The organism is Micromonospora sp. NPDC006766, assembly GCF_040636055.1.
GTDB lineage: Bacteria > Actinomycetota > Actinomycetes > Mycobacteriales > Micromonosporaceae > Micromonospora.
On record NZ_JBEYIX010000035.1, the window covers coordinates 46914 to 60223 of the forward strand.

A 13310-nucleotide genomic window follows, 5' to 3' on the forward strand; every position below is an offset into this window, starting at 1 on the left:
AGTCGGCCGTAGCGCGGTACCACGTTCGTCCGGTGGCGAAAGCTTCATCGCGGCGTCATCGGCCGGTTACGGTCTCGGCGTCTGGCACCGGGACAGTGACCGTCCGACGCCCGGCCCACGGACACCGGCGTCGCCACATCGTCCCGTCGCACGCCAAAGGCAGGCCGCCGTGTCCGAGCCCGTCACCGGCACGCTCGCCGAGATCGTCGCCGACGTCCTTCCCACGTACGCGCCGGAAGCCGTCATCACCGAGTTGGTCGAGGCGGCGACCCGGCAGGTGTTCGCACCGGACCCGCTGGCCGATCCGGTCGCGGCCCTCACCTGCCCGGCGCCCGCACCGCAGCCGGCTGATCCGGCCGCCGCGGCCGTCGCCCGCGCCGGCGTCGACATCCGTCCGGTCGACACGCACCTCGACGTCGCCGCCGCCGTCAGCGTCCTCGACGGGGTCTTCGCCCCGGGGGCGGGACACCACTTCTATCCGCCGAGCTTGCTGCGTCACCTGCTCGCGGCCGGCGCGCCGGTGCTGCTGGCCTGGGACGGCGAGACGCCCGTTGGCGTGGTGCTCGGGTTGGTGGGGTGGACCGCCAACGGTCGGCCGATGGTGCAGTCCGGTCCGATGGCGGTGCTGCCCACCGCTCGCGGCCGCGGCGTGTCGATCGCGTTGAAGCTCGCCCAGCGGGCCTGGGCGCTTGAGCGGGGCGTGACCGAGATCCGCTGGACGTTCGACGCGATGGCCCCGGTCAACGCCAACCTCAACCTGCGCCGGCTCGGTGCGACCGTGGAGGCGTTCCTACCCGGCTACGAAGGCCTCCGCGACGCCACCAGCCCCACCCCGTTGCCCTACGACCGGTTGCTCGTCGCCTGGCACCTCGCCGGCACTTCCGCCGTACCCGTCGACGGCGACGCCGAGCCGGTGTGGGCGGTCGCCTCCGCCGATGGGCTGCCGGTGCTCGACCCTGCCTGGGCCCTCGCTCCCGCCGCGCTGGTCGCCTTGCCGGCCGACATCTCCACGCTGCGTCGGGACGACCCGGCCACGGCCAGCGCCTGGCAGCACGCCGTCGGCGGCGTGCTGCGGGAGGCGCTCGCCTCCGGGTGGCAGGCCGGCTGGGATCCCTGCGGCGCCTACCGGCTCACCTCGCCCACCCGGTGACCGGAGGCAGTCCGCCCGCGCCTGCGGTCACCCGGTCAGGGTCCGCAAAGTCGCGGTGGCACGGCTTACCCATCCGAATCACACAACTTCTTCACACCCAACCGGTTAGCTCCTGATCATCAAGTCAGGAACCACGCCGATGGGGATAGCCGGATGTTTGACTACGACGGCCGTACGGGGTACGAGCCGATCAGCGACGTCGACCGCAAGGAGTTCCACGAGCAGGGCTTCCTGCTGCTGCGTCGCGTGCTGACCGAGGAACATCGAGCGGCGCTGGAGGAGGCGGTGGACCGGATTCACGTGCGGGCGACCGCCGCCGGCAGCACCAGCGCGGACGGGGCCCTGCACCTGCTCGGGTTTCTGGAGCGTGACGACCTCTTCGGTGACCTGCTCACCCATCCCATCACGTTTCCCTATGTGTGGGGGCTGCTCGGCTGGAACATCTACACGCATCACAATCATCTGGACGTGACCCCACCGGCGCGGGAGCCGGAGCGCCCGTACTGGGGATGGCATCAGGACGGCTATCGGCAGAATTCCGACCCGGAAACGCTGGATCCGGAGCTGCCACGGCCGATGTTCTCGCTCAAGGTGGCGTACGTTCTGTCCGACCTCACCGAGACGGGTCGCGGCGCCACGAAGATTCTTCCCGGCAGTCACGTGCGGAACACCCTGCCTCGGCCGGACGACGTGTCGGTGCACCATCCGGACCCTGATGGCACGGTCGAGATCACCGCCGAACCCGGCGACGCGTTCGTTTTCGACCGCCGGCTGTGGCACTCCCGATCGACCAACCGCTCCGCCGTCACCCGCAAGATGCTCTTCGTCGGCTACACGTACCGCTGGATCCGCCCTCTCGACGACCTGCACGTCGACCGGGAGGGGTCGTGGTGGGCGGCCCGTACGCCCGTACAGCGCCAGTTGCTGGGCGAAGGGAAGCACACGGCCAACTACTGGGGCATCAACTGGGACGGCCAGGTGGACGACGGGATTCCCCTGCGCCACGAACTCAAGCAACGGCAGCTGCTCGACCGGGAGATTCCCTGGCTCCGCTGACGTCGCAGGCACGGTTACCCTCTGCCGCGAGGGCCGCGCGACGGCCTCGCGGAACACCAGCAGCGGCGCCACATCGGTGACGATCAGGTGGCCGGCTCGCCCGGGCGAGCCGGCCATCTCAGGGGGCCGACGGGAGGAGTGACACATGGGCGGACGGATTCTGGTCGCCGAGGATGACCCCAAGCAGGCCAACCTGATTCGCCTCTACCTGGAGCGCGAGGGACATACCGTGTTGCTGGTCAACGATGGGCGAACCGCCCTCGACCACGCCCGGACCCGCCGTCCCGACCTGGTGATCCTCGATGTGATGATGCCGATCGTCGACGGACTCGACGTGTGCCGGATCCTACGCGCCGAATCGGACGTGGCCATCCTGCTGCTGACCGCCCGCAGCACGGAGGACGACGTCCTGCTCGGCCTCGACATCGGCGCCGACGACTACATCGCCAAGCCGTACAGCCCGCGCGAGCTCACCGCCCGGGTGCGTGCCCTGCTGCGCCGGGCCGGTGTCGTCACCGCAGGGAACCAGGCGGTGCTGCGAGTGGGTGACCTGGAGGTCGACCCGGGCCGCTTCGAGGTACGGGTGGCGGGCCGACCGGTCACGCTGACCGCCAAGGAGTTCGGGATCCTTGAGGTGCTCGCCACGGAGCCGGGGCGGGCGTTCACCCGGGCCCAGATCATCGATCGAGCATTCGGCTTCGACCATTTCGTGCTGGAACGCACGGTCGACGCCCACGTGGTGAACCTTCGCCGCAAGATCGAGACCGACCCCTCGTCGCCGCGCTACGTGCAGACCGTCTTCGGCCGTGGCTACCGGCTCGTCGCTGCCCGGTCGGGGTCCGACCACTCCGGCTCGGCGGGTCTGACGCCGCGCCCCGACCCGCAGTTGTCGTCGGCCGACCTCGGTGGCCCGTCGGTTCGGCCGCGGTCGGATCGTCGGTCGTGAGTTTCCGGCTGCGACTACTGCTGCTGGTCGTCCTCGTCGCGGTGACCGCGACCGTAGCGACCGCCTGGCTGACCCTGCGCCAAGCGTCCCAACAGGTCCTCGACTCGGCGGCGGCCGATCAGACGCAGGTCGACCTGGTCACCGACCAGTTGTCCCGCTACGGCCAGGAGCACGGGACGTGGGCGGGGGTGGTCGACCTGGTACGGGATCTGCGAACCAAGACCGGCCAACGGATCCACGTGGTGACCGAGTCCGGTGTGGTGTTGGTCGATACCGACACTGAGGAAGGCCGCACGGCCCGCCCCGTCGGAAGCAGCAGGGCCATCGTCGATCCCCGGCCGACCTTGCCGCTCATCGACGTGGGATGGGACGCTCCGAAGGTCACCGCCCAAGCGATCGCCGACTACCGCCACACCGCACGGTACGCGGCCTGCCTGACCACCTGGAAAATCCGGCTGGACCGCTCGACCGACCAGTTGGGCCTGCCGAAGTTCACCGCCGAGCCACAGACGTCACCGGACCTCAAACAAGCCCTGATCAGCTGCGAGCAGGACGCCACCGTCCCCGGCGACGAAGCCGAGGCGATCCAGCGGGTGCGATCCTGCCTCCCGGCCCAGGATGCCGGGGACGGTGTCGCAGCGCCCCTACCGCTCCATCCGCGGGCACCGTTTGTCGATCCAACGATCATGGGGGATCAGCGACGCTGCCTGGCCGGCGCGTTCACCGAGGGGATCCGTGACGTGTCGCCCGAGCCGATCCGGGTCTACTTCGGCAACCGCGGCGAGACGGCTCGCCCCCTGGCGACCGGTCCGCTGCTCGCCGCCACCGCCGGCGTGGCCCTCGTGGTCATCCTGGTCACCACCCTGTTGAGCCATCGGGTGCTGCGCCCGATCCGGACCCTGACCACCGTGGCCCAGCATCTCGGCCGAGGCGACCTGGACAGCCGGGTCCCGGTGCACGGCAACGACGAACTGGCCAACCTCGGCCGCTCGTTCAACCGGATGGCCGACTCTCTGCAACGCGGCGAGGAACGACAGCGGCGGCTGATCGCCGACGTGGCGCACGAGCTACGTACCCCCTTGGCCAATCTGCGCGGCTACCTCGAAGCACTCGCCGACGGTGTGATCGCCCCCGACCCTGAGCTTTTCGCCTCTCTGCACGAGGAAGCCGTGCTCCAGCAGCGGATAGTCGACGATCTTCAGGTCTTGGCGCTGGCCGAAGCGGGGACACTCGCCTACCACCGGGTGACGGTCGACGTGGCCGAACTCCTGGAGACCTGCCGGACCGCGCACCGGGCGCGGGCGGAGGCTGTCGGAGTGACCCTGGCCGTCCACGTCGAGTCGCCGGCCGCTCCGGACGCGCCTGCCGAGCCGCCGTTGGTGAGCGCCGACCCGGACCGGCTGCGGCAGGTCCTCGGCAACCTGATCACGAACGCGGTGCGGGCAACAGCGCCCGGCGGCAGCATCTCGCTGCACGTCACCCGGACCGGCGGGGCGGCCGTGATCCGAGTGGCCGACACCGGCAGCGGTATCGAGCCTTCGGCGTTGCCGCGCATATTCGACCGGTTCTGGCGGGCCGACCCGGCTCGTGGCCGGCACACCGGTGGTGGCGGGCTCGGGCTCGCGATCGCTCGGCAGATCGTCACCGACCACGGTGGGACCATCGAGGTCGCCAGCCAGATCGACGTCGGAACCACCTTCACCATCACCCTACCCATCGTCGAGTGACGGCCCCCGCAGGTGAAATCGCCCGCTCGCAGGTCCAGGGGTACGCGCACTACCCTTCACGCCATGTCCCGAAGGCCGACCCGGTGTGAAATCACATGATCAGGAAGTTGCGAGGCGCGGTCGCTCTCCTGCTCGTTGCGCTTCTCGCGACGACGATCGTGGGCCGAATCACGGGTGCGCGTCCGTTCGGCATCAATATGGCGGCAGCGTGGCCCAGAATCGAATCTGTGTCCGACCCGGATTTCGCGTACCACGACGGGCCCCCGGCCACGCCGGCTGATCTTTTCGACGGGACGGCGACCCTGGCCCTGGCGGCCGGATCCCCGTTTCCCGACGCGATCGGGAGCCACGCCGAGAGCACCTCGGTGAGCTGGAACGGGCAATACCTGATGTACTACCGGACCTTCATCAGCCTCACGGGAGAAACCTGTTCCATTCCGCAGGGCGTGGCGTTGGCGACATCGAGCGACGGCGGCGCCACCTGGACACCGGACAACGGCGGACGTCCGTTGCCCGGCCTGCAGACGGTCCAGCGGGGGCAGAGTTGCCGCTTCGACGACAGCGTCGAAGGCACCTGGGTCTACTCGCCGGACGTCATCGCCGACGGATCCCGCCTCGTCATGGTGTTCGAGCAGCGTGACCACGACCCGAACTACGTCGCGCCCGGGCAGGGCCGCAGCCTGCACTCCATTCGGTATGTCACCAGCCCGGACGGGCGTAACTGGTCGAACAGCACGCTTCTGCTCGCACCTGGCGCGGTCGGCGATTGGGACGACGAGGTCGGGACACCCGATATCGAAAAGGACGGGACCGGCTACATTCTGACGTTCCACGGCCACGACGCGACGGGGCGTATGAAGCAGACGCGCGGGGTGATTCGGCTCGACGCGCTGAACGGCGAGTACACCGGCGCCCGCCAGAAGATCAACCTGTCGCCAACCCCGGACTGGGCCAATTTCGGGGTGGGCAAGGCGGACATGACCCGCGAGCCCGACGGCGACTGGTACATCGCCTTCGAGGCCTTCTCGGGCGCCAGCGGCGCGTGCGGCCGTACGGACACCCAGACGGTGGTCGGCATCGCCCGTAGCGCCGACGCCGTGAACTGGTCGGTGGCACCGACCCCGTTGATCTACGGCCGTGACGGGCTCAGCTGCGGTTACGACATGCCCTCCTGGCAGTTGCTCGGAAATGTTCGGGGCATCGTCACGCCCAACGACCCGCCAGAGGGCGGCAGCCTGGTGCGCTGGAACATTGTCCGCAAGCCGGCGCGGAGCCAGTCGTAACCTTCGCCCGTGCCGCGTTCCTCCAGCTCACGGCCGGTGCCGCCGGTTCACCGGTGCCGCCGGATGCGCTCCCAGGTGCGCGGCGGCTCCAGCCCTACATCGGTGCGTAGCGCGGTGGCGACCGGGGCGCTGCCGCCGGCGACCGCGGTGACCCGACCGTGTTCGGCCTCGGCCGGCAGCCGCGGCGGCACGGTGGGAATGTCGAGGTCCAGCCGTACCCGCATGCCAGGCCAGCCCACCACCGTCAGGTCCTGCGCGGCGTTGAGCGTCGTGCCGGCGCCGAGTGGCCCCCGCACCGTGGCGACCTGATCGCCGGCCCGGACGACCGGATGCACCCCGATCGCGGTGGCGGCGGTGCGGACCAGCGGCCGCGTCGCCCGGAACACCCGGTCCAGCTGTACGGGGGTGTCGGCACCGGGCTGTCCCAGGACGGCGCCCACGACGGTGAGCTTCCGACCGGCCACCTTGACAACGGCGGCGAAGACGAGACAGCCACCGGCCTCGTCGGTGGACCCGGTCTTGATCCCCACGACACCGTCGTGGCCGACCAGCGAGTTGTAGTTCCGCACGGTGCCGGCGACCGGCAGGGTCGCCTCCTTCTGTGCCACGATCTCCGCGAACGCCGGCAGTTTCATCGCCTCGCGGGCCAGGGTCACCTGGTCGACGGCGGTGCTCACGGTGCCCGGGTCGTACCCGGACGGATCGGTGTAGTGGGTGTTGGTCATGCCGAGCGCGGCGGCGGTGTCGTTCATCTTGGCGACGAATGCCTCGATGCTGCCGGCATCCCAGGCGGCGAGGATCCGCGCCATGTTGTTCGCCGACGGCAGCAGCACCGCCTGGAGCGCCTGGCGTTCGGTGAAGACCGCGCCCGCGACGACCGGCACGAGCGACTCCTCGCGGGCCAGCTCCGCCGGGTACGCGGCGGCCTGCTGCGCGCTGACGGTGAGCTTCGGCCCCTGCTCACCCCGGTGGAGGGGATGCCCGGTCAGGATGACGTACGCCGTCATCACCTTGGTCACGCTCGCGATCGGCACCGGCTTGCGTCCACCCGACGTGCCCAGCGAGCCGACCCCCTCGACCATGAGGGCGGCCTGCCCGTCCTTCGGCCACGGTATCGCCGGGGCCGTGCCGGGAATGACCATCGACGCGGGCACGGTCCGCGTGACCGTCGGAGCGGGCAGCGAATGGCGCAGCGGCGCGACCGCCACCAGCACGGCGGCGGCCAGCAGCAGCGTCAGCAGGCTACTGATCAGCCTCCACGGGCCGCGTGCGCGATGTCGGCCCCGGCGTCGCGGCGGGACCGGCTCACTCACCTGAGTCGTCGCGGCATCGCGCATCCTGATCTCTCTCCCCCGGTGTGACGGAGCGCGCGGGCCCCCGGCTTCAGTCGAGAGGCTAGCGTGTCGATCACGATCCACGACGGACAGCTGATATATAACTCGATGCCGCATACGCGCACCTTGTGTCCGTCACCGGTGCCCGCGGACAGCTTGACGAAGCGGAGTACGTTCGGAAGATGGCGTCGGTGCGGTCGATGGCTCCGCCGTCGGTGCGAAAGGATGTCGACTTCGTGCTTGAATTCACGCGGACATCTGGGACCTGCGATCGCTTGCGACGCCCTGCGGGCGTCAGACCCTCACCCCGGATCGGATGACGAGGACCAGTGACAGGTGAGCGGCGTCGGTGCCAGGCCCACCGACACGGGTGGACCTGACATGCTCGGGGTTCTCGGGCCGGTTGAGGCGGCCGTACGGGACGGGCGTTACGACGAGGCCCTGCGCCACCTCGCGGCGGTGCCGGCGGACGCGCCGCTGCCGGCGGCACTGGCCTGGCGTCTCGGCGTGCTGCTGCATCAACGGGGGCGGTTCGACGCGGCCGACGCCTGCTACCGACGCGCGGCCCTCGACGGGGCAGCCCAGCAGGCGTCCGCGCTGGCGGACCGGGCCCAGGTGCTCGCCGGGTGGGCGGCGACCCGCTGGGCGAGAGGCGACCAGGCGCCGGCCCGGCAACTCGCCGAGGAGGCCGTCCGCGTCGCGGAGCAGAGCGGGGACGACGCCGCGGTGGCGGCGGCGTACGTGGCCCAGGCGTTGGCCGCGTTCGGCGACGGCGACCGGGCCGACAACGAGTACGCGTACGCCCGGGCGCTGGCGGCGGCCGAGCGAGCCGGTGACTTCGGCCAGCAGCTCCGCATCCGGTGCAACATCGGCTCACGGCTGGTGGAGGAGGGGCGTTACCGGCCGGCGGTCGAGGAACTCCAAGAGGCGGTCCGCCTCGGCGAGTTGCTCGGCCATCAGACGCTGCTGGCGCTGGCGCTGCACAACCGGGCGGAGGCCTGGTTGGGGTTGGGCGAGTTGCGCCGCGCGCGTAGCGACGCGGACGAGGCCCTGGCCCGGTGGCAGCGGGTCGGATCGCCGCTGGCGGCCTTCGGGCTGACGCTGACCGCCCGGGTGCACCGGGTGCGCGGCGCGGCTCGCCAGGCGATGGCCGCCTACCAGGCGGCGCTGGCGATGGGAGAGCCGGACGGCAACGCCCAGGTGTTGGTCGAGGCGTGCGCGGGGCTCGCGCGGATCAGCTACACCGACAACCCGGTGGCGGCGGCGCAGTACGCGGAGCGGGCCCTGGCCATGCCCAGCGCCGGCGGGCCCACCGTTGCCGAACTGGCCGCGGGCTGGGTCGCCCTCTGCTCCGGTGACCCACAGACCGCCCTGCGGTACGCCGAACGGGTCCGGGCGGAGGCCGGCCGCCGCCGGGACGCCGCCGGGCTGGCCGAGGCCATGGAACTCGCCGTGCTCGCCTCCCACCGGGCCGGCCCTGAGGAGGCCGCCACCCGGGCGGTGCGTCGTCTCCTCGCCAGCCTGGTCGAGGCAGCGGCCATCTGGGCTGAACTCGGCAACGAGTTCGCCCTCGCCACCAACGCCCTCCTGCAGGCGCGCCTGGGCGGCGACCAGGTGGCGGAGGAACTGGCATACGAACGGCTCAGCCAGATCGGCGTGCAGGAAGGAGCCTGGCAGGTCGCCGGTCCGTTGGCGGCGATCGGGCCGACGCCCGTCCCCGAGGTCGAGGTGCAGACCTTGGGTCAGTTCACCGTACGGCTGGCCGGGGTGCCCGTGCCGGTGGCCAGCTGGCAGTCCCGCAAGGCGCGGGACCTGCTCAAGATGGTGGTCGGGCAGCTCGGAAAGCCGGTCGCTCGCGAGTCCCTGGCCACCGCGCTGTGGCCGGAGGCGCGCACCGAGGTGGCGCTGCGCCGCCTGTCGGTGCTGATCTCGACGGTTCGGGGCGTACTCGATCCGGATCGGCGGCATCCGGCGGACCGCTACCTCGCGACCGACCCGGCCACCGTGCGGATCAACCCGGCGCACGTCGCGGTGGACGCGCTGCGTTTCTACGAGGCGGCCCGCGCGGCCATCGCGGCAGACGGCGCGAGCCCGACGAGGGTCCGGCCGAGCGGCAGCCCGACCCCGGCAGGTGCCGCGCCCGGTGGCGGGGCCGCCCTCGACGACGGCGATGTCCGGCTGCTGAGCCGCCTGGAGGCGGTGGTGACCATGTACGCCGGCGATTTCTGCGACGACGGCGAGGCCGCCGCGGACTGGGTGCGGCGGCCCCGTGCCGTCCTGGTCGACCTGCACCGGGAAGCGATCCACCGGCTGGCGAGGCGGTGTCGGCAACTGGGCCGCACCGAGGCGGCGATCGGGTGGTATCTGCGACTCACCGCCGAGGACGGCTACGACGAACCGGCCCACCTGGGGCTGATCGGCGCGTTGTCGGCTGCTGGGCGGCACGGCGAGGCCAGCCGCCGCTACCACGAGTACGTCGCGCGGATGCGCGAGATGGACGTTGAGCCCGCCCCGTTTCCCTCCCCGAGCGGGGCGCGCCCGTCCGCCTGAACAATTCCTGAACGGCTCCCGAAACCGGCCGATCAGACTGATCAAGTGGACGGACGCGGGCCGCGTTGCCGGTCATTGCCGGCAGGGGCCGCGGATCGTCATGGCGGTCGGACGTATGCGCGGCGGTCGGTTCGCGCTCGTCAGAGGGGGATCGATGACACGAATTCGGGGGAGTGTTGCCGCACTGGCGGTCGGGCTCCTGTTGGCGGGCTGCGGGCCGGATGACTCGGCACCAGCGACGAGCGGCGCCGGCTCGGCCGGCGCGACCACTCAGCCCGACGGCGGGAAGGCGACAGCCCAGGCCGGCGGCGGGGACGGCACAAGCCAGGGCAACTCGGGTGGCGGCGGTCGCTGGTGTGAGGCGGTTGAGGCGTGGAGTGACGCAACCCTGGCGTTGATCGGGACGGGCAAGGTCGAGAAGGCCGACCAGGACCGGGCACGTGCCCGACTGAAGGACCTGAAGGCGGCGGCGCCGGCCGAGATCAAGACGCAGGTGGCGGCGGTCAGCGAGTTCTTCGCCGTGGTCATCGACACCGCCGGCAAGAGCCCGGCCGATGATCCCATGGCTTTTGCACGCTGGGCGGGGGTCAAGGAAAAGCTCGACACGGGGATGCCGCCGGTGTCGGAGTACACGGCGAAGCACTGTCCGGGGCTCGAAAAGAGGCTGGAACAGGTGGGCGTGTCGTGACCGGACGGGCGGCTGTCGGCCGGTGGCTGCTCGTGGCGCCGGCCACCGTACTGCTGCTTGCGGCGTCAGGGTGCGGGCGATCGGAGGAACCATCCCGGGCGGCGAGCGCCGACCGTGAGCCGTCGACGACCACCTCGACGGCTCCGGGTGAGGATGACGCATCGTCCGCCGCGGCCGACAAGCCGGCCCCGAAGGCGTGCGATCTGGTGACCGATCAGGAGGCGGCCGCGCTGGCCCGGCTCAAGCTCGACCCGAAGCGGGTCGGCGAACAGAGCTGCACGTGGACGGCGCCGGTCACCGGCCCGACCGGCCAGGTGGAGGTCTATGTCGGCGACGGTGCGAAGAAGACGCTCGACATCGAGCGTCAGCTGAGCCACGAACTGGAGCCGCTGTCCGGCGTCGGCGACGAGGCGTACCTGGACACGCAGGCGAATGAGGTCTTCGTCCGCAAGGCGGACACGTGGGTCGAGATCCGCCTGGTGCTGCTGAACGACCCGAAGGAGAACCACAAGCCGCTGAAGGAGTTGATCCGGGTGGTGGCCGACCGGCTGTGAGCGGGGCAGAGGCGAACATGCGCAGGCGCAGGTGGGCGGCGTTCGGACTGGTCGTGATCCTGCTGACCGCCGGGTGCGGTGCGGCCGATCGCGGTGGCGACGCCGTCACCGACGACCGGTACGGGTACGGCCCGAAGCCGGACAGGTCGGTGGTCTACCAGCCGGACGTCGTGCTCGTGGAGGGCGGCAGCCGAGTGATCCGGTCGGTGAGCAAGGACGGGTTCACCTACGTGATCGACGGCAAGGCCCGGGGTGTCAAGGACATCGTGCCCGGGAAGATCATGTTCGCCACGAGCGAGGCGGTCGGCCGGGTGGTGAAGGTCGAACGGTCGGGCGGCGACAAGGCCGTCACCCTGGCCCCGGTGCGGCTGACCGATGTGGTGCGGGATGGCCACTTCACGTTCGATCAACCGCTCGATGTGGAGGCACAGCGGTTCGTCCCGCTCCCTGACCTGCTCGGCGAGGTCGTCGACGGGGGCCCGGCCGGGTCGGCGCCGGTCGTCCCGGATGCCGGGCAGGCGACCGGGCTGGGGGTGAACGCCTTCGGTTCGGGCGGGTTCCGGCTGGCCGCGCCGCCGATCGTCCTCGCTCCGAGGCGCGAGCCGGGGGCGCGGGGAGCCAGGAGCAGCAAGCAGAAGGTCGGCGAGTGGGACGTTGAGGCGTACAAGGACCGGTCGAAGTTGGGGCTGACCGCCTCACACTCGACGGCGGCGCAGCGTCTCAAGGTCGACTTCGATATCCAGTTGCTCCTGCGGGACCTGCGGGTGTGGGGGGACGTCCGGGTGACCAACGGCGTGATTCCCCACCCGCAGTTCCGCATCGACGGGGTCGAGGGGCTCGCCATCACCATCGCCGCCGGCGTCGAGGGCGGGTTGGCGGACAACAAGAAGATCAAGATCGAGCTGCCCATCGAGGTGAAGCAGCCGATCCTCATCGGAGGATTCCCGGCGACCCTCACGCAGACGTTCAAATTCCTCGTCACCACGGGGTTCTCGGCGAAGAACGGCAACATCAAGGCCACCGGCAGATGGGGGCTCGACGGCCCGATCGGGTATGTCCAGTCGAACGTCCTGACACCGACCTTCTCCGTGCGGGACAGCATCGTGAAGTCCATCCGCGGCGTCTCGATCGGCGTCGAGGGCCTCGTCGTGGCCGCGGAGTTCCGCTTCGGCTTCATGATCGGCCTGCCGGTCGCCGGTGCCGGGCCGTTCGTCGGCATCGTGGCGTCGGTCGGCGTGACCAACGGATCGGCGGCGGGCCGGATCGGTATGCCACTGCCCGTGGGGCCGGGAGTGAAATGCCGGGGATCCACCCTCGTGCTGACCGTCCGCGCCGGCGAGGGCATCAGCGTGTCGCAGCCGCTGGTCAAGGCGATCGAGCAGGTGCTGGGGGTCGGCATCCCCACGGAGGCCGACTTCATCAAGAAGGACATCGTCAACCGGACCGTCGTGGAGCCCGACGTGCCCCTGTGCCGGGACTGACCGGGCCCCCGCGGTCCCAGCTTCGCGCAGAGCGAGACGAGGCGACTCCGATCCGAGTCAGGGACGGATGCCGGGGCCGCGCGGCTGTCGATCGGCAACCGTTTTCTTTAGTGGCCCGCCCGTGCGCGCACTGCGGCTGGCGACACCGCAGTAACCCTGCAGCCACCTGGTGTTTTGTCACAGACTGATCACGACCCGCGAGAGCGTAGTGACATCGGATTCCAATAGCCGGATGATGCTCCTCTGTTGCCCCCCCCGCAAGCAGGCGGACCTCACGCACCCGGACCCGCCGCATCCCGATCGCTCTAGGAAGCTTGCGTCGGATACCGAGAAGGTGATCGCTCTGAGCACGACTGATTCTGCACCCCCTGCCGCGCCACCCGGCAAGCAGCGCCCGCCGTCAGGGATGGCCACCGAGCCCACGTCGCCCAAGCGTCGTCGGGCGTTCGGTTCGGTTGAGGTGTTGTGTGTGGTGCTCATTCTGGTCGGTGTTCTGCATCGGCAGTTGGGTGTGTGGGTGGCTGATGCGCGGTTGCAGACG

At 70.7% G+C, this 13310-nt stretch carries 10 protein-coding genes; 9 read left to right on the forward strand and 1 reads right to left on the reverse strand.

Annotation, left to right across the window (positions count from 1 at the left end; all coding sequences use genetic code 11):
• The first annotated feature begins 169 nt into the window (after window positions 1-169).
• From ABZ671_RS23635 to ABZ671_RS23655, 5 genes are all read left to right on the forward strand, one after another.
• Window positions 170-1150, forward strand: coding sequence for a hypothetical protein (locus tag ABZ671_RS23635; RefSeq protein ID WP_357861843.1), 981 nt, complete (start codon window positions 170-172; stop codon window positions 1148-1150).
• 153 nt (window positions 1151-1303) lie between these two features.
• A complete protein-coding gene (locus tag ABZ671_RS23640) occupies window positions 1304-2206 on the forward strand; it encodes a phytanoyl-CoA dioxygenase family protein (protein WP_357861845.1) in 903 nt (300 codons plus the stop codon).
• Window positions 2207-2351: 145 nt separating this feature from the next.
• On the forward strand, window positions 2352-3152 hold the full coding sequence (locus ABZ671_RS23645; RefSeq protein ID WP_357861847.1) for a response regulator transcription factor: 801 nt from the start codon (window positions 2352-2354) through the stop codon (window positions 3150-3152).
• On the forward strand, window positions 3149-4879 hold the full coding sequence (locus tag ABZ671_RS23650; RefSeq protein WP_357861849.1) for an ATP-binding protein: 1731 nt from the start codon (window positions 3149-3151) through the stop codon (window positions 4877-4879). The genes ABZ671_RS23645 and ABZ671_RS23650 overlap by 4 nt, the downstream gene beginning before the upstream one ends.
• Before the next feature lie 95 nt (window positions 4880-4974).
• On the forward strand, window positions 4975-6162 hold the full coding sequence (locus ABZ671_RS23655; RefSeq protein ID WP_357861851.1) for a hypothetical protein: 1188 nt from the start codon (window positions 4975-4977) through the stop codon (window positions 6160-6162).
• Between the two features lie 47 nt (window positions 6163-6209).
• Here the strand turns inward: ABZ671_RS23655 and ABZ671_RS23660 are convergent, their stop codons facing one another.
• The gene (locus ABZ671_RS23660) at window positions 6210-7475 is read right to left on the reverse strand and encodes a D-alanyl-D-alanine carboxypeptidase (RefSeq protein WP_357861853.1); all 1266 of its coding nucleotides are present in this window, start codon (window positions 7473-7475) and stop codon (window positions 6210-6212) included.
• Between the two features lie 402 nt (window positions 7476-7877).
• Here ABZ671_RS23660 and ABZ671_RS23665 point away from each other — a divergent pair, with 402 nt between their 5' ends.
• The 4 genes from ABZ671_RS23665 to ABZ671_RS23680 all read left to right on the forward strand — a co-directional run bounded on the left by ABZ671_RS23665 (window position 7878) and on the right by ABZ671_RS23680 (window position 12769).
• On the forward strand, window positions 7878-10046 hold the full coding sequence (locus ABZ671_RS23665) for a BTAD domain-containing putative transcriptional regulator (protein ID WP_357861855.1): 2169 nt from the start codon (window positions 7878-7880) through the stop codon (window positions 10044-10046).
• Between the two features lie 100 nt (window positions 10047-10146).
• Complete coding sequence (locus ABZ671_RS23670; protein ID WP_357861857.1) at window positions 10147-10734, forward strand: hypothetical protein; 588 nt, start codon at window positions 10147-10149, stop codon at window positions 10732-10734.
• Window positions 10735-10766: 32 nt separating this feature from the next.
• Entirely contained in the window at window positions 10767-11288 is a 522-nt protein-coding gene (locus ABZ671_RS23675) for a DUF3558 family protein (RefSeq protein WP_357861866.1), read from the forward strand.
• 17 nt (window positions 11289-11305) lie between these two features.
• Entirely contained in the window at window positions 11306-12769 is a 1464-nt protein-coding gene (locus ABZ671_RS23680) for a hypothetical protein (RefSeq protein WP_357861860.1), read from the forward strand.
• Window positions 12770-13310 lie beyond the last annotated feature (541 nt).

What these genes read in the sequence shown, in the direction of transcription:
- ABZ671_RS23655 (WP_357861851.1), top strand. Translation starts at nt 4,975, where the DNA reads ATGATCAGGAAGTTGCGAGGCGCGGTCGCTCTCCTGCTCGTTGCGCTT.
- ABZ671_RS23680 (WP_357861860.1), top strand. Translation starts at nt 11,306, where the DNA reads ATGCGCAGGCGCAGGTGGGCGGCGTTCGGACTGGTCGTGATCCTGCTG.
- ABZ671_RS23640 (WP_357861845.1), top strand. Translation starts at nt 1,304, where the DNA reads ATGTTTGACTACGACGGCCGTACGGGGTACGAGCCGATCAGCGACGTC.
- ABZ671_RS23670 (WP_357861857.1), top strand. Translation starts at nt 10,147, where the DNA reads ATGGCGGTCGGACGTATGCGCGGCGGTCGGTTCGCGCTCGTCAGAGGG.
- ABZ671_RS23645 (WP_357861847.1), top strand. Translation starts at nt 2,352, where the DNA reads ATGGGCGGACGGATTCTGGTCGCCGAGGATGACCCCAAGCAGGCCAAC.
- ABZ671_RS23665 (WP_357861855.1), top strand. Translation starts at nt 7,878, where the DNA reads ATGCTCGGGGTTCTCGGGCCGGTTGAGGCGGCCGTACGGGACGGGCGT.